The organism is Martelella radicis (assembly GCF_014196625.1).
Classification (GTDB): domain Bacteria; phylum Pseudomonadota; class Alphaproteobacteria; order Rhizobiales; family Rhizobiaceae; genus Martelella; species Martelella radicis.
Genome location: NZ_JACIDZ010000001.1, coordinates 537,740 through 561,939, shown reverse-complemented (window position 1 = coordinate 561,939; position 24,200 = coordinate 537,740). Strand labels below are relative to the sequence as shown.

Genomic DNA, 24,200 nt, shown 5'->3' with positions numbered 1-24,200 from the left:
GTTTGTTACTGGAACATGCGGGCTTCTTCGATGCGCGCGGCCGCTTCTTCAGGGTCGGTCGCGCCCGAGGCGAGATCGGCAGCCGCATCGTTGATCGTGCCGCCGACGGAAGCGCCGAAAGCCTGATCGAGGAAGAGCTGGTGATAGGGAGAGGCCGACAGATCCTCGGAGATCTTGGCGAAATAGGGGTTGGAAATGGCCTCGGACGCGCCCTTGGCGACCGGGATCCAGTAACCTTCAGCGCCGGCCTTGGTCTGGTTTTCCTTGTTCATGGCGAAGCAGAGAAAATCGACCGCCTCCTGGCTCGCGCCCTTGGTGACCAGCCAGCCATTGATGCCGCCCAGCGTTTCGGCGGGGTCGCCCCCGCCGCCCTCGACCATGGGGAAGGAGATGACGCCGAGCTGTTCATTGCTCAGTCCTTCGCCGCTGGTGGAAGCCGCCTTGGACGAGCCGTAATCCCAGTTGCCCATGACATGGAAGAGGCCCTTGCCGTCGCCGAAGAGGCCGGTCGCCTGATCATAGCTGGCATCCATGAAGCCGGTCTGGAACGGCTCGAGCGCCACGAGCTCGAGGAACTTGTTGCCGACATCGACGAATACGGGATTTGAAAAGCCGCCATCCTCGCCTTCGCCCGCGGCTGCAATCGCTTCGCCGCCGGCCATTCTGAGCGCGAGCAGGCCGTAATACATCTGCAGCGGCCATTTGTCCTTGCCGCCCGCGACGATCGGCGTGACGCCGGCTTTCTTGGCGGTCTCGACCGCGTCCAGGAACTGTTGCCAGGTGGCGATGCCTTCGGCGTCAATGCCGGCTTCCGCAGCGAGATCCTTGTTGTACCAGACGACCACTTCCGAGGCATATTCGGGAAGCCCGTGGAGGACGCCTTCAGCGCTGAAGGCGCCGAGGCCGGCCTGCGAGAAAGTCGCCTTGCACTCCTCGGAAGCCATCGCTCCGATGTCCTCCAGCACGCCGGCGCGGGCCTGCTCGCGGAAGACGCCGCCGCCCCAGCTATAGAAGATGTCCGGTCGTGAACTGGATTGCAGGAGCGTTGGCAGACGGGTCTTGAAGCTTTCGTCGTCCTGATAGGAAATCACGACGTCGACGCCCGGATTACTGGCCTCGAACGCCTTTTCGATTTCCTCGAAATAGGCCCGTACATTGGGGTTGACCGTGATCGACAGCATGTTGATCTCGGTTTCTGCGGCATAGGCCGCTGAAGCCATGAGCGTGGAAATCGCCGTTGTCAGAGCCAGTTTGTGCAATGTTCCCATAGTTACCTCCCTTTGGGTCCGGTTTGCGGTGCGGCTAAGCGGCCTATAGGTCGTTTTCCGCCAGAAAGATCTCGATCCGGATTTTCTCCTGATCGTCGTGGTGTTCCTCGCTGAACGCGAGGGAGCTCAGGAGCCGGACGATGCTGCGCGTCATATGTCCCGTATCCTGAACGATGATGGCGTCGACTGCGCCGGCGGCGAGCGCCTTGCGCGTCTGTCTGGTCAGTTCGTGAAGGATCACGACCGGCCTTCGGGCGGGCTGCATTTCCTCGATAGCCGTGATGATTCCGCCATTGCCCGCGCCGATGGAGTAGATGCCGGCGAGATCGCCGTGATCGCGCATCAGGTCAATGACGATGGATCTGTTGCGCGCATCCATGCTCTCGCCTTCGACCGGCGGCAGCATTTTCAGGCCGCGGTAGTCCATGCCTATGATCTGTCGGAAGCCCATATGCCTTTCGACATGGTCGCGCATGTGCTGATTGCCGGTGACCAGGCCGATCGAACCGGAAACGCCGCGCAGGAACTTGCCCATCAGCCTTCCCGCCGTGCGTCCGGCGGCTACGTTGTCGATACCGACGAAATGGGCGCGGCGCGAAAGAGGCACATCGGAGACGAGGGTGACTACGGGCACGCCGCGGTCGACGGTTTCGTCGATTGCCTGACGCACGCCGGGCGCGTCGACGGCGAAGACGCCGACGCCGTTGAAGCGGTCGGGCCCGACATGTTCGAGGGCGGCGATGATGCCTTTGCCATCGGCGAGGCTCACGCGCTGCACCTCTATCTGGATTTCGACATCGGGTACGATCGTGCGGGCCTTCTTCAGGCCGTCATAGAGATTGCGCACGAATTCGGTCTCAAGGCCTGGCATCAGAAACAGAAATCTGAGCTTGCCGCGCGCCGCGCGCGTCAACCTCACGGGCAATTGACCGAAGCCGAGATCGTGGATCGCCTCCTTGACCCGCTGGCGCGCCCGCGCGCTGACGCCGGCGCGTTCGTGCAGCACGCGGTCCACCGTCGCTATGCTGACATTGGCCCTTTCGGCGACGTCCTTGAGTGTGATCGTGGTCATGCCTGTTTTGCTCCTGGCCCTGATTATCCCGATGGCAAGCGGCGACTCCATCGGCCCTGACGGTATCAAATCATGAATTCTGATGTGATCACTTCAGATAACCGTGCAGACAACATCGGCCGGGCGACGCGGCAGCGCGCAAAAAGCGATATGCGCCAATGCCGCTTGGGAAAGGTGGAGTTGTCGGAAGACCTTGCCGTGCTCAACCGTCAGGAAACGCATCCGAAGCCGCAGCATGACGCCCGATATCGCCGGCATTGGCCGACAGGCGTCCGATTTTGCCGATGGGGATGCTATCCGGGGGGGGCTCCGCGCGGTCTTCTTGCACGTTGGAGCCACTTTTTACCGCGCAGCAACGTGCGCATTTCTGTGTCTTGAATGGACCTCAGGGCGCTTGTTTCGGAGAGGAGCGGCGCGGTCCGGCTTTGTCCGCCGCGCTTCTGGAGCAGGTTTCGCAAGCAGCGGAATCGCGATCCCTGAGGATCTGACCGGGTTGTGATCTGACCGGCAAGCCTGCCGATAATTCGGCAGGCACGGCTTCGAATTGTTGTGCAGCCGGTGCCAGAAATGCGCCGTTATGTTTTATCCGAAACATCAAAATATTATGTTATCATTTTGAAAAATAATAGTAATCTAGAAAGAGATTGTGGACTTCATAACCCGCTCGCCGCCAATCCGGTTCAGGATAGCCGGGGTCTATGCAAAAATTTGCTTCGGCAATCGCATCTTCGCGTATATGAATGGCGCCTCTGAATAACGGAGGAAAGCATGGCCGCGAGACTGTCCGTCAATCTGAATGCAATCGCCCAGTTGCGCAACCGCCGGGACCTGCCGTGGCCGAGCGTGCGCCATCTGGGCAGGATCGCGCTTGAGGCTGGCGCCTATGGCTTGACGGTTCATCCCCGCCCGGATCAGCGCCATATCCGTTTTTCCGACCTGCCGGTCATCAGGGCTCTGATTGACGATGAATTTCCGCAGGCCGAATTCAATATCGAAGGCTTTCCGAGCGACCATTTCATCGGTCTTTGCCTTGAAAGCGAGCCCGAGCAGGTGACCCTGGTTCCCGACGACCCGGCCCAGTCGACGTCTGATCACGGCTGGGACTTCATCGCCAATCGCGATCTCCTGAAACGCATGGTCGCACGGCTGAAGAAGAAGAATATCCGCATTTCCCTGTTTGCCGATGGCGATACGAGCAGGCCGCAGCTCGAAGCCGCGCGGGCAAGCGGCGCGGATCGGATCGAGCTCTACACCGGTCCATACGGCGGAGCGTTTGATTCGCCGGAGCAGCAAAAGGCAATCGCGGCGCAGCTCGGAGAAACGGCGGCAACCGCCCTGGAACTCGGCCTCGGCGTCAATGCCGGGCACGACCTGACGGTTGGAAATCTTCCGCTTCTGGCCAGTCATATTCCACATCTTTGCGAGGTTTCGATCGGTCACGGGCTGACGGCGGACGCGCTGGAATATGGCATGGCCGAGACGGTCCGCCGTTTCCGTCGAGCGTGCGGCGAACACGTCTGAGCCTGCCAGTGCGGGGGTGAACATGCCCGGCCTGCGCCGGGCATGTTCATTTGTCGCTTCAACCGGTAGATTTCTCAGAAGGCGGCCTTGTTTTCCTCAAAGAAAGCGCGGAGCGGTCGCGGTTTCCTGCCCGTGAGCTTTTCGAAGTCGTCATTGACGATATCGAAGCCGCCGGCGCGGATATTCTCGTCGGCACTGACGGAAAGATCGACCACAAAGGGTGGCAAACCAGCGCCGACAAGGCCTTCGCGCAGGGCTTCGGCGCTGATGTGCTCGACCTTGAGCGGCTTGCCGGTGACCTCGCTTGCGAGAGCAGCGATTTCCTCCACGGTCCGGCTTTCGCCGTCGTTCAGCGTCAGGATGCTGCTGTGGTCGTCGTTAGCGAGAAGTGCGGCCGCGATCGCGCGGGCGCAGTCCTCATGGCCGATGAAGGATTGTTTTCCATTGCCGGCGGCGCTTGCCCAGACGGCTTGCGAAAAGGCATGGGGCAATGCCATGAGCAGGTTTTCCTGGTACCAGCTATTGCGCAGGATCGTGTAGCCGAGACCGCTTGCGATCACGGCCTTTTCGCTTCCCAGATGATCCGGTGCAAAGCTGATTTTCGAATTTTCGGGATCCGGCAGTGAAGTGTAGACGAGATGGCGCGCGCCGGCCTTTCTTGCCGCTTCGACGGCGGCAGCATGCTGCGCCACGCGATCGGTTCCGGGGTCGATCGCATCGGTCGAGATGATCGCGATGCGCGCAGCGCCGGCAAAGGCATCGGGCAGAGAAGCGGGATCGTTGAAATCCGCCTTGCGCACCGTCACGCCCTTTTCCGCATAATCACTGAGTTTCTCGACCGCGCGCGTCGTCGCGATGATCTGCTCGGCGGGTTTGCCGTTGGCCAGCAGAATGTCCAGCGTTTCGCGTCCCAGCTTTCCCGAGGCGCCCGTCACCAGAACCGTAGTGTTCGTCATGATGTGTCCTTTCTCATGCCCGATAGAGATATGGTCTCGTAACGAGACTGCATCTGATGTATGGATCGCGGTGCGATTGTAAAGGAGGCACCAATTTGTGGCGCGGTTACATGGATGTGCCTCAAGGCTTCGAACGTGCACGCAATATCCGGTTTTCTTCGGCTCCGGGCGAAGGCAGCAGGAAGAAGAAAAAAGGGCGGCCGGGACCAATCAACCGATGCCGCAAAGCAGCAGAGGACGAGAGATGGACGAGTGGATCGACGGACGAATGGAGCTGATGCTCGGAGCAAAGGACATCGATTCCTGCCCGGTGCGCGACGTCTTGAGCCGCGTATCGGGGAAGTGGAGCACACTCCTGCTTATCGCGCTCAGCAATGGGCCGCGGCGATTTTCGGAATTGAAGCGCTTTGCCCCGGATATCTCCCAGCGCATGCTGACGAAATCCCTGACCGAGCTCAGGCGGGACGGTTACATCAGCCGCAAGGTCTATCCGACCCAGCCGCCGCAGGTCGAATATGCGCTGACGGATGAGGGGTCGTCTTTTCTTGAGGCCTGGCAGGGCGTTGTCGTCTGGGCCAAGGAAAACCGTGAACGCGTCCACGCGGCGCGCCGCCGTTTCGATGCTGAAACGGGTGATCTCTAGGGGAAAGCAAACACCCCGGCGCAGGGGAATGCCGGGGTGCTCGTTGGAGGTCGTTCGGAAGATATACCGCCATAACGTCGGCAATGTCTTTCTTGTTCCCTGATATGGTTAATTTCCGCTCATTTTGAATCCGCTTCGATGCGCGAAGGCGGAGACAGTGTGGTGCCAAAACAAAGACAGTTCTGCGGCAGATCGCCACGGTTGCCTGGCAGGAGCGCTGAAACGAGAAACGCCCCGGCGCAGGGTTCTGCCGAGGCGTTTCCGGAGGTCATCGCAAACGTGCAAGGCTGAGGGCAGAGACGTGCCGTTCAGGAGCCGCATCACGATGAAGACGTACGGATGAGGGGGTCACCCGCTTGTTGAAAGTGAAGATAGTGGATCGATATTCGATAGTCAATCGATTGATTAAATTTTGTTGTCCGACCCTGCGCATTGCCGTCGGGAGCTTCATTCGGTCCTTGCGAAGGTTGGCCGATTACCCGCATCCTAAGGCAATATTGGTTCGTGAGACGAACGTGTGCGAGGCGGGGCTATCATTGTTTTCTTCACGTATCGGGACCTTCAACCACTTTGGATGCGTCCATGGGTCCCAAATCCTACCTTCCGTGAAAGGCGCGGATGGCGGAACGCGGGGTTGCGCCCGAAATGTTCGGCGAATGCGCCTTCTGGAATCCGGATGGGGCCGTTCGCATTGCCTACCAGCGGGTCTGTCTGCCGTGAAAAGGACTCATTCACTTCGTCTGTCTGCGAAGGAGGGCCGTCCAGCGAACGTCGATTGCTTCAGATGCCCGTGAAATGCTCTGATTTGGCGCACGGCCCGCTTGACGGCGAAGGAAAACTGCTGCAATAGGTACCGTACCGTACCGTACCAAACGCGAGAGCAGTATCTTGATCGACGACGTCGACACCGAACTTCACTTTACGCCCCGCCAGCAGGCGGTCCTTGAACAGGCGCTTCGGCTGCTTGTCGAAGGAGGCGAGAAGTCCGTCACGACGGCGGGCATCGCCCGGGCGGCCAGTTGTTCGAAGGAGAGCCTCTATAAATGGTTTGGTGACCGCGACGGTCTGCTTTCGGCCATGATCGCCTATCAGGCAAGCAAGGTCAGGACTTTTGAAAGCGCCGGCCACAGGCTTGATGCCGATGAGTTGAGGCGCCATCTCAGCGCGTTCGCCCAGGATCTGCTCGAGGTCTTGGCCGGCGATGTTTCGCTTGCGCTCAACCGGCTGGCGATCGGGCGCGTGACGAAGGATGGTCAGAAACTCGGCCGCATGCTTCTGGAGCGCGGCCGGGCCCAGATTGACCAGAGGGCGAGGGCGCTTCTGGAAGATGGAAGGCGCTCGGGGCTCTTGGTGTTTGATAATGGCGACGAGGCCTACCGCGTATTCTACGGGCTCATCGTCGGCGACAGCCATGTTCGCTTTCTGCTTGGAGAGGCCGCCGATCGCGGCCTGTTCCAGCGCCGGGCCGAACGGGCGGTTGAAAGATTCTGGACGCTTTTTGCGGCCGCATGAATTGCCTGCCGCAAGGCGTGGACAGGCGAAGTTTTTGTCAAGGGAAGGAAAGACAATGCGTGTTTATTACGATCAGGATGCGGATATCAATCTCATCAACGGCCGCAAGGTCGCCATCATCGGCTACGGCTCGCAGGGCCGCGCCCATGCTCTGAACCTGAAGGAAAGCGGCGCGAAGAACGTCGCCATCGCGCTGCGCGCCGGTTCGGCCACCGCCAAGAAGGCGGAAGCTGATGGCTTCGAGGTCAAGACCGTTGCCGAGGCCGCCGCCTGGGCCGACCTGATGATGATGGCAACGCCCGACGAACTGCAGGCCGGCATCTACAATAGCGAGATCGCCCCCAATATCCGCGATGGCGCTGCGATCGCTTTCGCCCACGGCCTCAACGTCCATTTTGGCCTGATCGAGCCGAAGAAGACCGTCGACGTCATCATGATCGCGCCGAAGGGTCCCGGCCATACGGTGCGCGGAGAATATCAGCGCGGCGGCGGCGTTCCTTGCCTCGTAGCCGTCGAGCAGGATGCCTCCGGCAACGCGCTCGATGTTGCTCTTTCCTACGCTTCGGGCGTTGGCGGCGGTCGCGCGGGCATCATCGAGACGACTTTCCAGGAAGAATGCGAGACTGACCTTTTCGGCGAGCAGGTCGTTCTCTGCGGCGGTCTGGTAGAACTCATCCGCGCCGGTTTCGAAACCCTGGTCGAAGGCGGTTACGCGCCGGAGATGGCCTATTTCGAATGCCTGCACGAAGTGAAGCTGATCGTCGACCTGATCTATGAAGGCGGCATCGCCAACATGAACTACTCGATTTCGAACACGGCCGAGTGGGGCGAATATGTCACCGGTCCGCGCATCGTGACCGACGAGACCAAGGCCGAGATGAAGCGCGTCCTGAAGGACATCCAGACCGGCAAGTTCACCGCTGAATGGATGCAGGAATGGCACTCGGGCGCTGCCCGCTTCAAGGCCACCCGCCGTTTGAACGACCGTCACCAGATCGAGGAAGTCGGCGAAAAGCTGCGCGGCATGATGCCCTGGATCAAGAAGGGCGCGCTGGTCGACAAAGAGCGCAACTAAGCGCAAGACCTCTTTCTCATGACTTGGCGAGCCGGGCGGAACAACCGTCCGGCTCGCTTCGTTTCGGCTGCCGGTGCGGGGAGCCGAAACTGGTCGGCGGCAGTGCGGGCTGTCAGAAAATTACCGTGCTTGCCGAATTGCCGACCGAATATTACCCTATCCGATCTGAAAAGACGGTTTTATTGCCGAAAAATAGGTCAGTATTGTTGACTTAAATCGCTGGCTATGGTCATGTACGGCTACTAAAAAAGACTTCGAGGAAACCCCCATGCTTGACTGGGAAAAAATCTATGCGACGCGCGCCAAACGCATGGGCGCGTCCGAAATCCGCGAACTTCTGAAGCTTCTCGACCAGCCCGACATCATTTCCTTTGCGGGCGGCATTCCGGATCCTGCACTGTTTCCGAATGAGGCGTTTCAGGCGGCCTACAACGATATCCTGTCCGGTCCGGAGGCCGGTCAGGCGCTGCAATATTCGGTGAGCGAGGGCTATCCGCGCCTGCGCGAATGGATCGTGAAGCGCATGCGCGCGCGCGGCATCGATGCCGATCTCGGCAATATCTTCATCACCTCCGGTTCGCAGCAGGCGCTCGATTATCTCGGCAAGCTGATGCTTTCGCCGGGCGATACCGCGCTTGTGAGCTGGCCGACCTATCTCGGCGCACTGCAGGCCTTCAACGCCTATGAGCCGCGCTATGACCGGCTCGACCTGTCGCGCAATGTCGAGCCGCAAGCCTATGCGGCGGCGGCCGAGAGAGCCGGCAGCCGCGTCAAGTTCGCCTATCTTTCGGCCGATTTTGCCAATCCGACGGGCGAATCGCTGACGCCGATGGAGCGGGAGAAGCTGCTCGACATCGCCGATGCGCTCGACATCGCCGTGATCGAGGACGCGGCCTACCGGGCGCTGCGCTACGAGGGCGAACGGCAGAAGACGCTGCTGGCGATGGACTGCGAGCGCTCCGGCGGAATCGAGAACACGCGCACGCTTTATTGCGGCAGCTTTTCCAAGACGCTGTCGCCGGGTCTTCGTGTCGGTTGGGTTTGCGCCGCGACGCCGATCATCAAGCGCCTCGTTCTGGCCAAGCAGGCGGCTGATCTTCACTCGCCGACCATCAACCAGATGGCGATCGCGCGCGTGGCCGAGGCAGATTTCGAGGATCAGGCGGAGAAGATCAATACCGTTTACCGCGAGCGCCGTGATGCAATGCTGAAAGCGCTTTCCGACTACATGCCCGCGGGTGTTGACTGGACGCGTCCGGAGGGCGGCATGTTCGTGTGGCTCACGCTGCCCGAAAGCATGGATGCGGCAGCTCTGCTGCCGGTCTCGCTGAAGACGGCAAAGGTCGCATTTGTGCCCGGCAACGCCTTTTATGCCGATGGCAGTGGACGCAATCACCTGCGCCTGTCATTTTCCTGCAGCGCGCCCGAAGTCATTGATGAAGGCATCAGGCGCCTCGGTGCGGTTCTGACCGAGGAACTGGCTGCGGTTGCCTGATTTTTGGCCATTTTCATCGCCATCGCCGAAAGGCCCGTCATTCCTGTGGCGGGCCTTTTGTTTGGCAGGGCTGTCCTGTAGCGTGCAGGCGTTCGATTGCAGGCGCCCATAATTCAGCAGGAAATTCGATGCCCGTTTCTCTTCTCGCCGCTCCGCAGGACTGGCCACCGGAAAATGAAGCCTTTCCGATCCGTGAAATCGATATCCGCGTGAGGGATGAAGATCCGCTAGGACTGGAGCGCTACGAAGCCGCTGTTTCGGCCAATTGGGAACGCGAGAAGGCAGCCAATCCCCATCTCTTCAACGGCCGGCTGGTGACGCTCAACCAGGTTCACCTTTGCGACGGGGCGGTGCGGGCAACGGGTCAGATCGTGCCTTATGCCTATCATCTGTGGTGGCGCCGACAGGCTGAAAAGCCGCCGACTTTCCACAGTTTCGGCATGCCTGTGATCCAGTCCGCCGATGACGCCATCATCGCCATCCGCATGAGCAGAACCACGGCCAATGCCGGCAAGGTTTATTGCGCGTCCGGTTCCCTGGAGGAAGACGACATTGTTGACGGCCGGATCGATCTTGACGCCAACATGGAAAGAGAGGTGGCGGAGGAAACAGGCTTGAAACTCGCCGACATGGAGGCCGCGCCCGGTTACTTTTGTGCATGGTGGGGACAGATCGTGATGTTCTATCGCTTTTTCCGCTCTCCGCTGGGTGCAGATGCCCTTTTGGCAAGCGTGCATGACCACATGCGACGGGACACGGAGAAGGAAATTGATGCGGTTCTGGCGATAACCGGCGACAACAGGGACGATTTCGACTACGCCCATTCTATGCCGCCGGCGCTTGATCTGGTTTTCGGCAGGCGCGGATGAGGGTAGACTGTCCGGCGAAATGGCAGAGGAGGTTTTGCTGAGATGCGTGAATATGCGATCTATGATGTGTTTACGGCGGAACGCTATCATGGCAATCCACTGGCTGTCGTCTTTAACGCCGATGGGCTGGATGATGAGGCGATGCAGACCATAGCCTGCGAGTTCAATCTCTCCGAGACGATCTTTCTGTTTGCCCCGCAACATGTGTCTCAGTCAGCCTCGGCGCGTATCTTCACGCCGGGCGGCGAGCTTCCCTTTGCCGGCCACCCGACTGTGGGCGCTGCTATCGCCCTTGCCGAGCGCCAGCATGGCAGCGACACCGAGATCGACATGGTTTCGGTGCTGGGCGAAAAGATCGGGCCCGTCCGCTGCGCGGTCAAGCTCAGGCAGGATGCGGCGGGCTTTGCCGAATTCGACCTGCCCAAGCTTTCGCGCCGCTGTGACGAGGTGATTGCCCGCGAAAAGCTCGCCGAGGCGCTCGGCATCGCCGTTGACGAGATCGGCTTTGAAAATCACGTGCCGACGATCTGGTCGGCCGGCGTGCCCTTCGCTCTGGTGCCGCTGCGCAATCTCGGCGTGGCGGAGAAGATCGAATTCGACCCGCGCCGATGGCTGTCCTTCGCGCCGCTCATCGATGGGCTTCCCGTCTGGGCCTATGTCTATACGCGCGGCGGCGTGCGCCATGACGCGCATTTCCATTCCCGTATGTTCGCAGCCGAGGTGATTGTCGAGGATCCCGCGACCGGGTCGGCGGCGGCAGCCTTTTCCGGCGCCATCCAGTATTTTGACGCACCGGGCGAAGGCTCCCACACCTTCGTCATCGAGCAGGGCGTCGAGATGGGTCGTCCGTCCTATCTCAGGCTCAATCTCGAAACCGGCGCAAGCGGCGAGATCAGCGCTGCGCGCATCGGCGGACAGGCTGTCTGCGTCGCGCGCGGTACCTTGCTTTAGAGTGTGACCGCCGGCGGACTCGAGGCTTTGTAAGGAAAAGAAAATTAGCGTCAAAAAAATGAAACAGGGCGCTGGACAATCCGCCGAATCCCCATTATACGGCCCTCACACGACGCGAAAGCGACGTGTCTCGTGGGTGATTAGCTCAGTTGGTAGAGCAGCTGACTCTTAATCAGCGGGTCGTAGGTTCGAGACCTACATCACCCACCATTCCTTCTCTTTAGATTTCCTGTTTTCCATCGCTTGCTTCCTGGCGCGCCTTATTGTCGTTTCGTGGGTTCATGCGGACGTTTGGCGCTTTGTTCCTTTCTGGCTGGTCATCGCCGGCTCCAGAGCGCGCGTTGATTTGGCCCTTTCAATATCCCCCGGGGGAGGATATTCTCCGCGCATGGGAACAGAACATCGTCACCAAAGTCACCCCAGGATCGTCGCGCGTCTCAAGCGGGCCGAAGGACATCTCAATTCCGTCGTCGCGATGATTGAGGCGGGGCGGCCTTGTCTCGAGATCGCTCAGCAGCTTCAGGCCGTCGAAAGCGCGATCCGCAACGCCAAACAGGCGCTCATCCACGATCATGTCGACCATTGTCTCGGCGCGCGCGATAGCGAGTCGGAACTTGAAGAGTTGAAAACCATCACACGCTATCTCTGAGGCTTCGATGCTGGACATTCTCGCCGATCGCACCTACCGCCATTTATTCCTTGCGCAGATCGTGGCGTTGCTCGGAACCGGCCTGACGACTGTCGCGCTCGGGCTATTGGCCTATGATCTTGCGGGCGAGGGGGCCGCAATGGTTCTCGGCACGGTCTTCACCATCAAGATGGTGGCATATGTCGGCATCGCTCCGATAGCCGGTGCCTTTGCCGAGCGGGTCAATCGTCGCTTCATGCTGGTCACGCTCGATCTCGTTCGCGCCGCCTCGGCTCTTGCGTTGCCCTTCGTCTCCTCCGTCTGGCAGGTTTATCTGCTGCTCTTCCTTCTGCAATCGGCTTCGGCCGCCTTCACGCCGACCTTTCAGGCAACGATTCCGGACGTTTTGACGGAAGAGGAACGCTACACGCGCGCGCTGTCGCTCTCGCGGCTTGCCTATGACCTTGAAAATATCGTCAGTCCGACGCTGGCGGCCCTGCTTCTGGCGGTGATGAGCTACAATGTTCTGTTTCTTGGAACCGTGGCGGGCTTCCTCGCTTCCGCACTTCTGGTCGTCTCGGTGCTGTTGCCGAGCCCGAAGGCGGCCAAGCCGCGCGGGATCTATGACCGGACCACGCGGGGCATCCGCATCTATCTGGCCACGCCGCGCTTGCGCGGGCTTCTGGCGCTCAGCCTGTCGGTCGCCGCCGCCGGGGCGATGGTTCTGGTCAATTCGGTGGTGCTGGTGCGCGGCCAGCTAGGCCTATCCGACAGCGATCTCGCCTGGGCCATGTTCGCCTTCGGCGCCGGGTCGATGACTGCGGCGCTTCTTCTGCCGAAGGTCCTCGATCGCGTTTCCGACAGGCCGGTCATGCTGGCCGGAGCCTGTCTGATGGCGGCGACGCTTGTCGGGCTTGCCGCCGAAATCGCCATCGGCGGTCTTGTCTGGCTGGCGTTGCTGGCGGCCTGGCTTCTCGTCGGTTTCGGCTATTCGGCGGTGCTTACGCCGTCAGGACGTCTGCTGCGGCGCTCGGCGCATCCGGAAGACCGGCCGGCGCTGTTTGCCGCGCAGTTTGCGCTCTCCCATGCCTGCTGGCTGATCGCCTATCCGCTTTCCGGCTGGCTGATGACCGAGTTTGGCGCGGTGACGGCGCTTGTTTCGCTCGCCGGTCTCGCGGGCGTCGGGGCGCTCGTCTGTCTCGGGCAGTGGCCGGCGGACGAGGAAGAGCCGATCGAGCACAGCCATGACAATCTGCCGCTGGATCACCCGCATCTAAAGGGTGACAGGACCCACAGCCACGCTCTGGTGATCGATGACCTGCATCCGCGCTGGACGAACCAGTTCTAGCGCTGCCCGGGAAAGGGCATTCTGGCCCGGCAAGTCAGGCCCAAGGTGCGAAGCCGCGTCGAAACGCGGCCTCGCATTGCTGGCTCAACCTCTACTCGTTGACCGCGGCTTCCTCGATGAGCACGACCGCCCATTCGTCATTCAGCGGCGTGACCGTGACGGTTTCACCCGGCTTCAGGCAACGATTGACGCTCATGCGGTGGTTGTTGATGCCCTTGAGCGCGCTGCCGTCCTCGAGGCGGATCTCGTTCTTGCAATGATTGATCCCATCGGCGTCTGGCGCGCAATCCGTATCTGACAGGATTGTCCCTGCAATCGCGGCCTTGCCTTCCGGCACGGCGCCTTCAAGAAGCTGGAGGAGGTAACGGCCGTCCTGACCATTCTCGACCCAGGTGGAGATCGTTTCGCCTGCAGGAATTTCAGGCTGTTCGGCGCTGATCGCCGCCGGCGCTGCCAGCAGAACCGAGACGAGGCCGAGCGTGGCGATGGCCGAGGCTGCGCTGTTGCGAGATATTTTCATCATTGGTTTTCCTCCCTACTCGCTGTCGCCGCCATGGGGCATGGCGCCCGCGTGGTGGGCTTCCATTTCGCTGGCGTCGAGCGTCCCGTCACCATTGCCGTCGAGATAGCCGAACATGCGCTCATGCATGCCCTGGAATTCGGCGAGCGAAAGGCTGCCGTCGCCATCGGCATCGAGCATGATCACCATCATGTCGGAATTCATCATGCCGCCCATCATCGACCCGTCCATCATGCCGGACTGCATCATGTTGCCGGCATCAGGGACCTGATCGGTTCCTGTGTGGTGGGCCGGGTTGGCGTAGGCGAGGCTCGCGCCGAGGGTAAGCGTGAGCGCGGCGGCGTAAATTATCTTGCTCATGGGAAATCTCCGTTTAGAGCGCTATCTTAGATATGGCTCCCAACACTCTGATACTTATATGAATTACAGAATCCGGGAGCGTTTCCCGGCGCCCGCGGGCTGCCGGGATCATCACGAAGCCGGCAAGCATGTGCCGGGCGTGAAGGCTCTAGAGTGCGGAGATGGGCGGTGGCGTTTCGGGTGCCGAAGCCTGACCGGCAAGAGGAGCGGTCAGCGGGATATTCCGTGCCGAAGGCGCCGTCCGGGAATGGATGCGCGCGGGATCGGGCGAGAGGAACAGGCCGCAGGTCCCGTGATAGAGACATGACGTGTGGATCATCGCCTTGCCGCAGGCATCTGCTGCGGAGATAGAGACCGACTGTTCGTTGCAGGACGCCATGTCGGCGGGCTCAAAGCTGACGGCCGTGCCCGCACCGGCAAGGAGCCCGAGCAGGAAGACGAAAGCAATGGCAAGTGTGCGAAGCCGGCTGAACATGGTCTCTTCGAATCGAGTGGGACCTACGATGGAAGGCCAATCTGGCATATTTCACGGCGGTCGGGAATTGATCAGGATCATCCTCCTTTTTCTGTGGGCCGAAAAGGCTGGGCTGCCCGGTTTCCTGATCGCCTGCCCGCGCTATCTGTAGCCGGGTAATCCGGGCGCTCTTGACCTTCCAGTGACTGGAAGGGCCATGTTGGCGGAAACGGAACCGACAGGAGAGCTCAGATGCAACATTCCCATGACGGGCATTCCCACGATGCCGGAAGCGGCGGCAGCCATGACGCAACGGTGTCGGACAAGAGGCCGTTGCGCGATCCCGTCTGCGGCATGACCGTTGATCCGGAGGCCGGAAAGCCGACGACCGAACATGATCACCGGCTTTTTCACTTCTGCTCCGAAGGCTGCCGTGACCGTTTCCTGCAGGAACCGGAAGCCTATCTGACGGCGGAGGACCCGGTCTGCGGCATGTCGGTCGATCGCGCCAGCGCCCAGCATATGCTCAAGCACGAAGGCGAGCGTTTCTATTTCTGTTCTTCCGGCTGCCAGTCGAAATTCGAGGCGGACCCCGATCAATACGTCCATGGCCGACCGGAACCGGAGCCCCAGCCCGAAGGAACGCTTTATACCTGCCCGATGCATCCGGAAATCGTGCAGGATCATCCCGGCGACTGCCCGAAATGCGGCATGGCGCTCGAGCCGATGACGCCGTCGGCCGATACGGGCCCGAACCCCGAATATGTCGATTTCAAACGCCGCCTGATGATCACCGCGCCGCTGGCGTTCGCCGTCTTCGTTCTGGAGATGGGCAGTCATCTCGGCCTGCCGTTCGAGGACTGGTTCGGGCATGCATTGTTCGGCTGGCTGCAATTCGCGCTGGCCACGCCCGTCGTGTTCGTCTGCCGGCCTTTCTTCAAGCGCGGCTGGTCCTCGATCGTCAACAGGAGCCCCAACATGTGGACCCTGATCGCGCTCGGCACGGGGGCGGCCTACGTCTTCTCGGTCGTTTCGCTGGTCGCGCCCGGCCTTTTTCCGGCCTCCATGCGCGACAGCGCCGGCATGGCGCCTGTCTATTTCGAGGCGGCTGCCGTGATCCTCGTCCTTGTGCTGATCGGCCAGGTGATGGAGCTGGCCGCGCGCGAACGCACGGGCGATGCGATCCGGGCCCTTCTCGATCTTGCGCCGAAGACCGCGCGCAAGGTTACGGATAAGGGTGAGAAGGATGTGCCCGTCGATACGCTGAAGGCCGGCGACGTGCTGCGCGTGCGCCCCGGCGAAAGCGTGCCGGTCGACGGCGTGGTCACCGAGGGCCACTCATCGGTCGATGAAAGCATGATCACCGGCGAGCCGGTCCCGGTCGAAAAGACCGAGGGCGAACCGGTCACCGGCGGCACGCTCAACAAGACCGGCAGCTTCCTGATGCGGGCGGAAAGCGTCGGGGCCGAAACCACGCTGTCGCGCATCGTCGACATGGTGTCGAAGGCCCAGCGCTCGCGCGCGCCGATCCAGGCGATGGCGGACCGGGTGGCGGCCTGGTTCGTGCCCGCCGTGGTCTCCGTGGCCGTGATTGCTTTTCTGGCCTGGGTCATTTTCGGCCCGTCGCCGGCGCTCTCCTATGCCTTTGTCGCGGCCGTTTCGGTTCTGATCATTGCCTGCCCCTGCGCGCTTGGTCTGGCGACGCCCATGTCGATCATGGTGGCAACTGGTCGCGGCGCCCATGCCGGCGTGCTGATCCGTGATGCGGAGGCGCTCGAGCGCTTTTCCAAGGTTGATGTACTGGTCGTCGACAAGACTGGAACGCTGACCGAGGGCAAGCCCGCGCTCACCGAAGCAGAGCCTGCCGAGGGTTTCGCGCGCGTCGAGCTGCTTTCCATCGCCGCAGCCCTGGAGCGCGGTTCGGAGCATCCGCTGGCCGAAGCGATCGTGACGGGTGCGCGCGAGGCGGGTGCGCCCGAGAAGGAGAGCAGCGATTTCGATGCGGTAACCGGACAGGGCGTGACGGGCACCGTCGACGGCAAACGCGTCGCGCTCGGCAATGCGGCGCTGATGGAAGCAGAGAAAGTTGACATCGGCGCTCTGAAGCAACGGGTGAACGCGCTGCAGGGCGAGGGCAAGACCGCGATGTACATCGCCTTTGACGGCAGCGTCGCCGGCATCGTCGCGGTGGCGGACCGTATCAAGGAGACCACGCCGGAGGCGATCCGGGCGCTGCACGAGGCAGGGATGCGCATCGTGATGGCTACGGGTGACGCCGAGGCGACCGCCGAGGCGGTGGCCTCTAGCCTTAGGATTGACGAGGTCCACGCCGGCGTCAGTCCCGAGGACAAGCATGATCTGATCGAGCGCCTGCGCGGAGAGGGGCTGTCGGTCGCCATGGCAGGCGACGGCATCAATGACGCGCCAGCGCTTGCCGCAGCCGATGTCGGCATCGCCATGGGTACCGGCGCGGATGTCGCCGTGGAGAGCGCCGGGATCACTCTGGTGAAGGGAGACCTGACCGGCATTGTCCGCGCCCGCCACCTGGCAGAGGCAACCATGGCGAATATCCGACAGAACCTGTTCTTCGCCTTTGTCTACAATTCCGCCGGCGTCCCTCTGGCGGCGGGGATCCTCTATCCCTTCTTCGGCATCCTGCTGTCGCCGATCGTGGCTGCCGCCGCGATGAGTCTCTCCTCTGTCTCGGTCATCGGCAATGCGCTGCGTCTGAGGGCGACGAAGCTGTAGAGCCTTCCACTCTTCCTGGAGACGCATCAGTGAACGACCGGGTTTAGCGGAAGTCGAAGGCGGACAGGCCGGCGACCATCTCGTCGAGTCCGAGCGGCCGCGTGACCGGCGGCTCGGCGCGCGAAAGACAGCCGGGCCGTTCGCAGAGCCGACAGACCGGGCCGACGGGAACGGGGCCTCCCGCCGCGCCGCCATTGGCCGCATAGGCCGTGGCCGCTGCCTTGTCCCAGCGCAGGCCCAGCAGAATAGCCGTCAGGTGCGGCCGTTCGCCGAGCGCGGGTTCCGGACCTTCCAGCGTGCGTGAAAGCGTCAGATAGCCGACGCCGTCCGGCATTTCCACGTGCTGGGACACGATCCGGCCCGGCTGGCTGAAGGCGTCATAGAGATCAAGCCGCGGACATTCGCCGCGAAAGCCCGCATGCGGAAAACCCTCCGCGCCGATGCGCCGCAGGATATTGCCGGCCTGGTCGATCTCCATGGCAAAGAAGGCAAGGCCGGCATTGTCCAGCCGCTGAAGGCTGACAAGGCGGGTTGCAGCCTGCTCGAATGAGACACCGAAACGGCCGCACAGGAGGCCGATGTCGAACCGGTCGCGGCGGGCGGCCTCGATGAAGGGGGCATAGGGCATCATCAGCGCCAGCGCGGCATAACGGGCCAGCTCGAAACGCGCGATCCGGCGCGACTCATCGCTTGATAGATCAAGCGCCTCCACCGCTGCGGCGATCGGGTCGGCGAGCGCCAGAAGGACCGTTTCGATGGCGATCTCGCGCTGTCGGTCAAAGGGTGAGAAGCGGGCCGAGATGAACAGGCGCATCGTATGTCGGTCGAAACGGCGTCCGAGATTGACCATCGCGTGCGGCGGCAGGATTCTGACGGTGATGCCGTGGTGTTTCATCAGCCACGCCTTCAATGCGGGCGCGAGGTCATCGCCTGCATCGAGTTCGGCAAAGAGCATTTCCGCAGCGCGGTCGAGGTCGTCGAAGAAGTAGGGCCGGCGCGAAATCGCGTCGCGCACCTCCTCATGGGGCAGGCGCTTGCCGGGAAGGTGGGTCTCCCGTCCCTCATGGGCGAGAAGCGCGGTGAGGTCGGAGAGCCGGGCGGCCTGCTCGCAATAGGCGCGGTAAAGCTTGATTATGCCGAGCGCTGCGTTCGGCGCGGCCTCCGCCACTTCAACGAGTTCCTGGTCGCCCGGCAGTTCGCCGGAAAGCAGCGAGTCGGAAAAGACCGACTTCAACTGGCTGATCGTGCCCGAGCTTTCTCCCTGCAATTCACCGACATCAATGTCATAGACGGACGCGAGCTTGAGAAGCAGCTGCACGGTCAAGGGGCGCTGGTTGCGTTCGATGAGGTTGAGGTAGGAGGGCGAAATCGAAAGCGCCTCGGCCATCGCCGTCTGCGTCAGGTCAAGGCCCTTGCGGATGCGCCGCAGCCGCGGTCCCGCGAAAATCTTCTTCTCCGTCATCCGGTCTCCTCCAGGCCGATTTGATGATTTACAAATTTTACAGTTTTACTCGTCGTCTCTGTCAAGCAGAATACAAGATAACCCGAATTCGCGCTTGATCTAAGCCAATTCTGTAGATTTGCAATCATCAATTCAGTAAAAAATGTCACATGAACTGTCGCCAAGTGGTGTTTAGCACCGGTCGACTTTCAAATTGCCTGGAAGAGGAGGAATGGGCATGTCTGAATTTTACAATCTTGTCGAGGGCGCCGCAGAGGGCCGGTTTGACGGCATCGAGCGCAGCTACAGCGCGGACGACGTCAAGCGGCTGCGCGGCTCGGTCCGCATCCGTTCGACGCTGGCAGAGGAGGGCGCCAAGCGGCTGTGGAAGCTGATCCATGAGGATGATTTCGTCAATGCGCTCGGCGCGCTGTCGGGCAACCAGGCCATGCAGATGGTTCGCGCCGGGCTGAAGGCGATCTATCTCTCAGGTTGGCAGGTCGCAGCCGACGCCAACACCGCGTCCGCCATGTATCCGGACCAGTCGCTCTATCCGGCCAATGCCGGCCCCGAGCTGGTAAAGCGGATCAATAAAACGCTTCAACGTGCTGATCAGATTGAAATATCTGAAGATAGCGGGCTTTCCGTCGAAACCTGGTTCGCTCCGATCGTCGCCGATGCGGAGGCCGGGTTCGGCGGTCCGCTCAACGCTTTCGAGATCATGAAGGCCTATATCGAGGCGGGCGCTGCCGGCGTTCATTTCGAGGATCAACTGGCTTCGGAGAAGAAATGCGGCCATCTCGGCGGCAAGGTTCTGATCCCGACAGCCGCCCATATCCGCAATCTGACCGCCGCCCGGCTTGCCGCCGACGTCATGGGCGTTCCGACGCTCGTCATCGCGCGTACGGATGCCGAGGCGGCCAAGCTTCTGACCTCCGACATCGACGAGCGCGACCAGCCCTTTGTCGATTATGATGCCGGCCGCACGGCGGAAGGCTTCTACCGCGTCCGCAACGGCCTCGAGGCCTGCATCGCCCGTGCCGTCGCCTATGCGCCTTACTGCGATCTCATCTGGTGCGAGACCTCCAAGCCGGATCTGGAGCAGGCGCGCAAATTCGCCGAGGGCGTGCACAAGCATCATCCGGGCAAGCTTCTCGCCTATAACTGCTCGCCCTCGTTCAACTGGAAGAAGAACCTGAGCGACGAGGATATTGCGCGTTTCCAGAGGGAACTCGGCGCCATGGGCTACAAGTTCCAGTTCATCACCCTTGCCGGCTTCCATCAGCTCAATTTCGGCATGTTCGAATTGGCGCGCGGCTATCGCGACCGTCAGATGGCGGCCTACAGCGAGTTGCAGCAGGCCGAGTTCGCGGCGGAAGCCAACGGCTACACCGCGACCCGCCACCAGCGCGAGGTCGGGACCGGATATTTCGACGCAGTCTCGATGGCGATCACTGGCGGCACGGGTTCGACCACCGCCATGGGAGAATCCACCGAAACCGCGCAGTTCCACGCGGCCGAATAGGCCGGCGGATGCGATTATTTCTCGAAGAGGAGGAGAAGAAATGACGCGCAGGATCAATGTCAAGGAACGCGCCGAGGCACAGTCGACGCGGATGAGCAGCGAGCAGCAGGCCGCGATCCGCATGGTCGCCAATGACCTGCACCGGCTGAACCAGTCGGTCATGCGGGCGGTGGATGCCGGCGTTTCCGTCGAGATCATCCGCTCGGCCCGTCACCACGGCGGAACCAAGAGCTGGGGCGATCTTCTGGTGCCGATCATCATCGCCGGACAGGCGGAGGAGCCGGATGAGGAAGCGAGCCTGGCCGCAAGTTAAGAGCGGCGGGCAGGGGCTCACGGCCTTTCGCTGACAGCCCGGTCCCGAACAAAAAAGAACCCGCCGGCAATCGCACGGCGGGTTCTTTGTATTTCGCTTCGGTCAGCGGAGTCCGAGCCTATTTCTGGCTATTGCCGTTCGGGCGCGATCTCGCGTGATTGGCAGAGGTGGTCGCGTCAGGCTCCTGGCCGAAATAGGTGCCGCCGAGATGGCCGCCGGCGCCCATGTGCTCGACCTGTCGCAGCGTGCGTTCCGTTTCCTTATCCTTGTCGATCTTGCTCATCGCAATTTCTCCTCTGGTTCGGACACTCGTCCAGAAAACAGGCGGGCAGGGGAAATTGTTCCATCGAAGGTCAGAGAGAAAATACGGCCGATGAGGCGCGCATTCGCCTCAGCCGTGCGCGCGGATCGTGTCGAGAAACTCCGCGCCATAGCGCTGCAGCTTGGTCTTGCCGACGCCCTGGATCTCGAGCATGGCCTCGGCGGAACCCGGCCGATGGCTGGCAAGCGCGATCAGCGTCGTATCGGGAAAGATCACATAGGGCGGCACGGCGAGTTCCTTGGCAAGCGCCGTGCGGGTGGCGCGCAGCGCTTCGAACAGCGACTGATCCTGTTCGGAAAGCGCGGCCTTGGCGTCGTTGCGCTTGCGCGTGCCGGACGAGGCCTTGCCCTTCGGCGCCCGGTCGACCCGGAAGCGCAGCGACTGCTCGTGCCGGAAGACCGCACGCGCGCCTTCCTCGAGCTTCAGCGCGCCATAGGCCTCATGGTCGACCCGGATCAGCCCCTTGGCGAGCAATTGCCGGTAGACCGATTGCCAGGTCTTCGGCGCGATATCCTTGCCCGCGCCGAAGACGGGCATGGCGGTATGGCCGAAGCGTTCCGTGCGTTCGGTCTCGTTGCCGGTGAGCACGTCGATCAGATGGCCCGCGCCGAAGCGCTCGCCGGTGCGGTAGATCGCGGCCATGGCCTTGATTGCGGCTTCCGTGCCATCCCAGGTTTCAACCGGCGACAGGCAGGTATCGCAATTGCCGCAGCCGCCGTCATGCTTCTCGCCGAAATGGGCAAGGATCGCCTGGCGGCGGCAATCGGCGGTCTCGCAGATGCCGAGCAGGGCATTGAGCTTGGCGCGCTCGACGCGCTTGATCTCATCGGCGGCGGCGGAGCGATCGATCATGCGGCCGCGCTGGGTGACGTCGGCCATGCCGTAGACCATCCAGGCATCGGCCGGCAGGCCGTCGCGTCCGGCGCGCCCGGTCTCCTGATAATAGGCTTCGACGGAGCCCGGCAGATCCAGATGGGCGACATAGCGCACATCCGGCTTGTCGATCCCCATGCCGAAGGCGACGGTTGCGACGAGGCAGAGTTCGTCCTCCTTGAGGAACGCGTCCTGATTGGCGTCCCTGACCTCGCGCTCCATGCCAGCATGATAGGCGAGCGCCCTTATGCCCTCGCCGTTCAGCCATTCCGCGGTCTCCTCCACCTTGGCGCGCGAGAGGCAGTAGACGATACCGCTCTCGCCCTTGTGGCGGGAGAGGAAATCGAGAAGCTGGCGGCGCGGCTGGGCCCGCTCGACGATCTCATAGGTGATGTTCGGCCGGTCGAAGGAGGTGGTGAACACCGCCGCATTCGTGAGCGCCAGCCGCTCGATGATGTCTTCGCGGGTATGCGGGTCGGCCGTCGCCGTCAGCGCCATGCGCGGAACGCCGGGAAAGGCCTCAGCCAGCCGGTCGAGCGCGCGGTATTCCGGGCGGAAATCATGGCCCCACTGGGAGACGCAATGGGCCTCGTCAATGGCGAAGAGCGCAATCTCAAGATCGCGCATCATGTCCATGAAGCCGGCCGTGGCGACGCGTTCCGGCGTGACGTAAAGAAGATCGAGTTCACCGCGCGCAAGGGCCCGCCGCGTTGCGATGAAATCCTCCTGCGACAGCGAGGAGTTCATCGCGGCTGCCCGGACACCAAGCTGTTTCAGTGCCTCGACCTGGTCGCGCATCAACGCGATCAGCGGCGAGATCACCACGCCGACGCCCTGGCGGCAGAGGGCGGGAACCTGATAGCAGAGCGACTTGCCGGCCCCCGTCGGAAACAGAACCACGGCATCGCCGCCTGAGACGACCTGATCGATCACGGCGGCCTGTTTGCCGCGAAATTCCGAGTAGCCGTAGATTTCCTTGAGGACGGCAAGCGGTTCGGCGGTGGGGGCAGGCAGGTGCGGCAAGAGAATATCCTTCGTGGCAGGCTACCCTTATCGCAAATCCACTCGTCCGGTGCGAGCCTCTCCTGAAAAATTCACAAGGATTGCTGCACTCTCATGCCTCATGCCCGGGCTTGACACGAGCATCCAAACCCGTTGCGGAAACAGAAGCGCCGCTCATCAGGCGGCGTGATGAGACCCTCGGGTCAAGCCCGAGGGTAACGCCGGCAGGATTGAGCTCCAGTCTGACCTGGACGCCGGTCAATCAGCTTGTTTCAGGCTCAGCCCCGGATTTCCGAAACATAGACAAGACGCTTCTCGCGCGCCGAAAGATCGGCGGCTTCCGCGATCTCCAGCGCCTTCAGCCCGTCATTGCCGCTCGGCGACATCGCCGCGCCCGATTTCAGGTTTTCCGCGAAACTGCGGATTTCGGCGGCAAAGGCGTCGACATAGCGGGTCATGAAGAAGTCGTAGATCGGCGGACGCAGGAAACCTTCGGCGGTCGCAAGCTCGATCGAGGCGGGCCGCAGGTTTTCCGCCGAAACCGCGCCCTTGGAGCCCAGAACCTCGATCCGCTGGTCGTAGCCGAATGTGGCGCGGCGCGAATTGGAGATCGTGCACTGGCGGCCGGAAACCGTGGTCAGGATCGTCGAGGCGCTGTCGAAATCGCCGATCTTGCCGATCTCCGGGTCGATCAGCGCCGAGCCGCTGGCCTGCACGGTCTCGATCTCCTCGCCGAGCAGGAACCGGCTCATGTCGAAATCGTGGATCGTCATGTCCTTGAAGAAGCCGCCGGAGGAGGCGAGGTAGGAGATCGGCGGCGGGGCGGGGTCGCGGGAAACGATGTGCAGCATTTCGGGATTGCCGATCTTGCCGTCGGCGATCGTCTGCTTGAGCGCCTGGAAGTTGGGATCGAAGCGGCGGTTGAAGCCGAGCATCAGCCGCGCTCCGGTCTCCTCGACGACGGCAAGGCACTGGCGGGCGCGGGCCGAATCGAGGTCGACGGGCTTTTCGCAGAAAATCGCCTTTCCGGCGCGGGCGAATTTCTCGATCAGGTCGGCATGGGTTCCGGTTGGCGTGGCGATGATGACCGCGTCGATATTGTCATCGGCGGCGATATCGTCGATCGTCGAGACGAGGGTCTCGTAAAGCGCGGCAATCTCGCCGGCGGCTTCAGCATTGGCGTCGGCGATGGCGGCGAGCCGGACGCCTGCCACCGAGGTAACGGCGCGCGCGTGCACGCGGCCTATCCGTCCTGCGCCCAAAAGTGCAATCGATACAGTCATATGTCCTCCCGCTATTCCGTA

22 protein-coding genes and 1 tRNA gene are annotated in these 24,200 nt (G+C 61.9%); 13 read left to right on the top strand and 10 right to left on the bottom strand.

The features are described 5' to 3' along the window. Nucleotides 1–5 precede the first annotated feature (5 nt). Together GGR30_RS02565 and GGR30_RS02560 are read right to left on the bottom strand one after the other, a co-directional pair. Nucleotides 6–1,268 (bottom strand): ABC transporter substrate-binding protein, encoded by a 1,263-nt coding sequence (locus tag GGR30_RS02565; RefSeq protein ID WP_183482138.1) that lies wholly within the window; start codon nt 1,266–1,268, stop codon nt 6–8. A gap of 43 nt (nt 1,269–1,311) precedes the next feature. Beyond that, complete coding sequence (locus GGR30_RS02560) at nt 1,312–2,340, bottom strand: LacI family DNA-binding transcriptional regulator (protein WP_183482135.1); 1,029 nt, start codon at nt 2,338–2,340, stop codon at nt 1,312–1,314. A 768-nt stretch (nt 2,341–3,108) separates the two neighbouring features. Here GGR30_RS02560 and GGR30_RS02555 point away from each other — a divergent pair. After that, nucleotides 3,109–3,861, top strand: a complete 753-nt coding sequence (locus GGR30_RS02555) for a pyridoxine 5'-phosphate synthase (RefSeq protein ID WP_183482132.1) — start codon at nt 3,109–3,111, stop codon at nt 3,859–3,861. A gap of 74 nt (nt 3,862–3,935) precedes the next feature. On the opposite strand, the gene GGR30_RS02550 is transcribed toward GGR30_RS02555, so the two are convergent. Beyond that, nucleotides 3,936–4,817, bottom strand: a complete 882-nt coding sequence (locus GGR30_RS02550) for an NmrA family NAD(P)-binding protein (protein ID WP_183482129.1) — start codon at nt 4,815–4,817, stop codon at nt 3,936–3,938. A gap of 244 nt (nt 4,818–5,061) precedes the next feature. On the opposite strand from GGR30_RS02550, the gene GGR30_RS02545 reads away from it, so the two are divergent. The 9 genes from GGR30_RS02545 to GGR30_RS02505 all read left to right on the top strand — a co-directional run bounded on the left by GGR30_RS02545 (nt 5,062) and on the right by GGR30_RS02505 (nt 13,338). Then, nucleotides 5,062–5,460: a winged helix-turn-helix transcriptional regulator gene (locus GGR30_RS02545; RefSeq protein WP_183482127.1), complete on the top strand. Its 399-nt coding sequence runs from the start codon at nt 5,062–5,064 to the stop codon at nt 5,458–5,460. Nucleotides 5,461–6,345: 885 nt separating this feature from the next. Continuing rightward, a complete protein-coding gene (locus GGR30_RS02540) occupies nt 6,346–6,972 on the top strand; it encodes a TetR/AcrR family transcriptional regulator C-terminal domain-containing protein (RefSeq protein WP_183482639.1) in 627 nt (208 codons plus the stop codon). Between the two features lie 55 nt (nt 6,973–7,027). After that, nucleotides 7,028–8,047 (top strand): ketol-acid reductoisomerase, encoded by a 1,020-nt coding sequence (gene ilvC / locus GGR30_RS02535; protein WP_183482124.1) that lies wholly within the window; start codon nt 7,028–7,030, stop codon nt 8,045–8,047. 268 nt (nt 8,048–8,315) lie between these two features. Continuing rightward, the gene (locus GGR30_RS02530; protein ID WP_183482121.1) at nt 8,316–9,542 is read left to right on the top strand and encodes an aminotransferase-like domain-containing protein; all 1,227 of its coding nucleotides are present in this window, start codon (nt 8,316–8,318) and stop codon (nt 9,540–9,542) included. 128 nt (nt 9,543–9,670) lie between these two features. After that, complete coding sequence (locus tag GGR30_RS02525) at nt 9,671–10,411, top strand: NUDIX hydrolase (protein WP_183482118.1); 741 nt, start codon at nt 9,671–9,673, stop codon at nt 10,409–10,411. A gap of 42 nt (nt 10,412–10,453) precedes the next feature. Then, nucleotides 10,454–11,362 (top strand): PhzF family phenazine biosynthesis protein, encoded by a 909-nt coding sequence (locus GGR30_RS02520; RefSeq protein ID WP_183482115.1) that lies wholly within the window; start codon nt 10,454–10,456, stop codon nt 11,360–11,362. A gap of 134 nt (nt 11,363–11,496) precedes the next feature. Then, nucleotides 11,497–11,572: transfer RNA gene (locus tag GGR30_RS02515), tRNA-Lys, on the top strand. A gap of 178 nt (nt 11,573–11,750) precedes the next feature. Beyond that, nucleotides 11,751–12,011: a metal-sensing transcriptional repressor gene (locus tag GGR30_RS02510; protein WP_183482112.1), complete on the top strand. Its 261-nt coding sequence runs from the start codon at nt 11,751–11,753 to the stop codon at nt 12,009–12,011. Between the two features lie 7 nt (nt 12,012–12,018). Continuing rightward, nucleotides 12,019–13,338, top strand: a complete 1,320-nt coding sequence (locus GGR30_RS02505; RefSeq protein ID WP_183482109.1) for an MFS transporter — start codon at nt 12,019–12,021, stop codon at nt 13,336–13,338. Nucleotides 13,339–13,429: 91 nt separating this feature from the next. On the opposite strand, the gene GGR30_RS02500 is transcribed toward GGR30_RS02505, so the two are convergent. The 3 genes from GGR30_RS02500 to GGR30_RS02490 all read right to left on the bottom strand — a co-directional run bounded on the left by GGR30_RS02500 (nt 13,430) and on the right by GGR30_RS02490 (nt 14,693). Then, on the bottom strand, nt 13,430–13,861 hold the full coding sequence (locus GGR30_RS02500; protein ID WP_183482106.1) for a hypothetical protein: 432 nt from the start codon (nt 13,859–13,861) through the stop codon (nt 13,430–13,432). A 12-nt stretch (nt 13,862–13,873) separates the two neighbouring features. Next, nucleotides 13,874–14,218, bottom strand: coding sequence for a penta-EF hand family protein (locus tag GGR30_RS02495; RefSeq protein WP_183482637.1), 345 nt, complete (start codon nt 14,216–14,218; stop codon nt 13,874–13,876). Between the two features lie 148 nt (nt 14,219–14,366). Further along, nucleotides 14,367–14,693 carry a hypothetical protein gene (locus tag GGR30_RS02490; RefSeq protein ID WP_183482103.1) on the bottom strand — a complete coding sequence of 109 codons (327 nt, stop codon included), beginning with the start codon at nt 14,691–14,693 and terminating at the stop codon, nt 14,367–14,369. Nucleotides 14,694–14,924: 231 nt separating this feature from the next. On the opposite strand from GGR30_RS02490, the gene GGR30_RS02485 reads away from it, so the two are divergent. Beyond that, a complete protein-coding gene (locus tag GGR30_RS02485) occupies nt 14,925–17,420 on the top strand; it encodes a heavy metal translocating P-type ATPase (protein WP_183482100.1) in 2,496 nt (831 codons plus the stop codon). A 43-nt stretch (nt 17,421–17,463) separates the two neighbouring features. On the opposite strand, the gene GGR30_RS02480 is transcribed toward GGR30_RS02485, so the two are convergent. After that, nucleotides 17,464–18,882, bottom strand: a complete 1,419-nt coding sequence (locus GGR30_RS02480) for a helix-turn-helix domain-containing protein (RefSeq protein WP_183482098.1) — start codon at nt 18,880–18,882, stop codon at nt 17,464–17,466. A gap of 217 nt (nt 18,883–19,099) precedes the next feature. Here GGR30_RS02480 and aceA point away from each other — a divergent pair, with 217 nt between their 5' ends. Both aceA and GGR30_RS02470 read left to right on the top strand, forming a co-directional pair. Further along, nucleotides 19,100–20,386 (top strand): isocitrate lyase, encoded by a 1,287-nt coding sequence (gene aceA / locus GGR30_RS02475; RefSeq protein WP_183482095.1) that lies wholly within the window; start codon nt 19,100–19,102, stop codon nt 20,384–20,386. A gap of 40 nt (nt 20,387–20,426) precedes the next feature. Continuing rightward, entirely contained in the window at nt 20,427–20,699 is a 273-nt protein-coding gene (locus GGR30_RS02470) for an SMc00767 family acetate metabolism repressor (protein ID WP_183482092.1), read from the top strand. 118 nt (nt 20,700–20,817) lie between these two features. On the opposite strand, the gene GGR30_RS02465 is transcribed toward GGR30_RS02470, so the two are convergent. The 3 genes from GGR30_RS02465 to iolG all read right to left on the bottom strand — a co-directional run bounded on the left by GGR30_RS02465 (nt 20,818) and on the right by iolG (nt 24,179). Then, the gene (locus GGR30_RS02465) at nt 20,818–20,982 is read right to left on the bottom strand and encodes a hypothetical protein (RefSeq protein WP_183482089.1); all 165 of its coding nucleotides are present in this window, start codon (nt 20,980–20,982) and stop codon (nt 20,818–20,820) included. Between the two features lie 108 nt (nt 20,983–21,090). Then, nucleotides 21,091–22,917, bottom strand: coding sequence for a DNA helicase RecQ (recQ, locus tag GGR30_RS02460; protein ID WP_210287902.1), 1,827 nt, complete (start codon nt 22,915–22,917; stop codon nt 21,091–21,093). Between the two features lie 257 nt (nt 22,918–23,174). Continuing rightward, nucleotides 23,175–24,179, bottom strand: a complete 1,005-nt coding sequence (gene iolG / locus GGR30_RS02455) for an inositol 2-dehydrogenase (protein ID WP_183482086.1) — start codon at nt 24,177–24,179, stop codon at nt 23,175–23,177. Nucleotides 24,180–24,200 lie beyond the last annotated feature (21 nt).

Excerpts from the sequence above, each read along its gene's own strand:
- GGR30_RS02565 (WP_183482138.1), bottom strand. The coding sequence starts at position 1,268 with ATGGGAACATTGCACAAACTGGCTCTGACAACGGCGATTTCCACGCTC.
- GGR30_RS02560 (WP_183482135.1), bottom strand. The coding sequence starts at position 2,340 with ATGACCACGATCACACTCAAGGACGTCGCCGAAAGGGCCAATGTCAGC.
- GGR30_RS02555 (WP_183482132.1), top strand. The coding sequence starts at position 3,109 with ATGGCCGCGAGACTGTCCGTCAATCTGAATGCAATCGCCCAGTTGCGC.
- GGR30_RS02550 (WP_183482129.1), bottom strand. The coding sequence starts at position 4,817 with ATGACGAACACTACGGTTCTGGTGACGGGCGCCTCGGGAAAGCTGGGA.
- GGR30_RS02545 (WP_183482127.1), top strand. The coding sequence starts at position 5,062 with ATGGACGAGTGGATCGACGGACGAATGGAGCTGATGCTCGGAGCAAAG.
- ilvC (WP_183482124.1), top strand. The coding sequence starts at position 7,028 with ATGCGTGTTTATTACGATCAGGATGCGGATATCAATCTCATCAACGGC.
- GGR30_RS02530 (WP_183482121.1), top strand. The coding sequence starts at position 8,316 with ATGCTTGACTGGGAAAAAATCTATGCGACGCGCGCCAAACGCATGGGC.
- GGR30_RS02525 (WP_183482118.1), top strand. The coding sequence starts at position 9,671 with ATGCCCGTTTCTCTTCTCGCCGCTCCGCAGGACTGGCCACCGGAAAAT.
- GGR30_RS02520 (WP_183482115.1), top strand. The coding sequence starts at position 10,454 with ATGCGTGAATATGCGATCTATGATGTGTTTACGGCGGAACGCTATCAT.
- GGR30_RS02510 (WP_183482112.1), top strand. The coding sequence starts at position 11,751 with ATGGGAACAGAACATCGTCACCAAAGTCACCCCAGGATCGTCGCGCGT.
- GGR30_RS02505 (WP_183482109.1), top strand. The coding sequence starts at position 12,019 with ATGCTGGACATTCTCGCCGATCGCACCTACCGCCATTTATTCCTTGCG.
- GGR30_RS02500 (WP_183482106.1), bottom strand. The coding sequence starts at position 13,861 with ATGATGAAAATATCTCGCAACAGCGCAGCCTCGGCCATCGCCACGCTC.
- GGR30_RS02495 (WP_183482637.1), bottom strand. The coding sequence starts at position 14,218 with ATGAGCAAGATAATTTACGCCGCCGCGCTCACGCTTACCCTCGGCGCG.
- GGR30_RS02490 (WP_183482103.1), bottom strand. The coding sequence starts at position 14,693 with ATGTTCAGCCGGCTTCGCACACTTGCCATTGCTTTCGTCTTCCTGCTC.
- GGR30_RS02485 (WP_183482100.1), top strand. The coding sequence starts at position 14,925 with ATGCAACATTCCCATGACGGGCATTCCCACGATGCCGGAAGCGGCGGC.
- GGR30_RS02480 (WP_183482098.1), bottom strand. The coding sequence starts at position 18,882 with ATGACGGAGAAGAAGATTTTCGCGGGACCGCGGCTGCGGCGCATCCGC.
- aceA (WP_183482095.1), top strand. The coding sequence starts at position 19,100 with ATGTCTGAATTTTACAATCTTGTCGAGGGCGCCGCAGAGGGCCGGTTT.
- GGR30_RS02470 (WP_183482092.1), top strand. The coding sequence starts at position 20,427 with ATGACGCGCAGGATCAATGTCAAGGAACGCGCCGAGGCACAGTCGACG.
- GGR30_RS02465 (WP_183482089.1), bottom strand. The coding sequence starts at position 20,982 with ATGAGCAAGATCGACAAGGATAAGGAAACGGAACGCACGCTGCGACAG.
- iolG (WP_183482086.1), bottom strand. The coding sequence starts at position 24,179 with ATGACTGTATCGATTGCACTTTTGGGCGCAGGACGGATAGGCCGCGTG.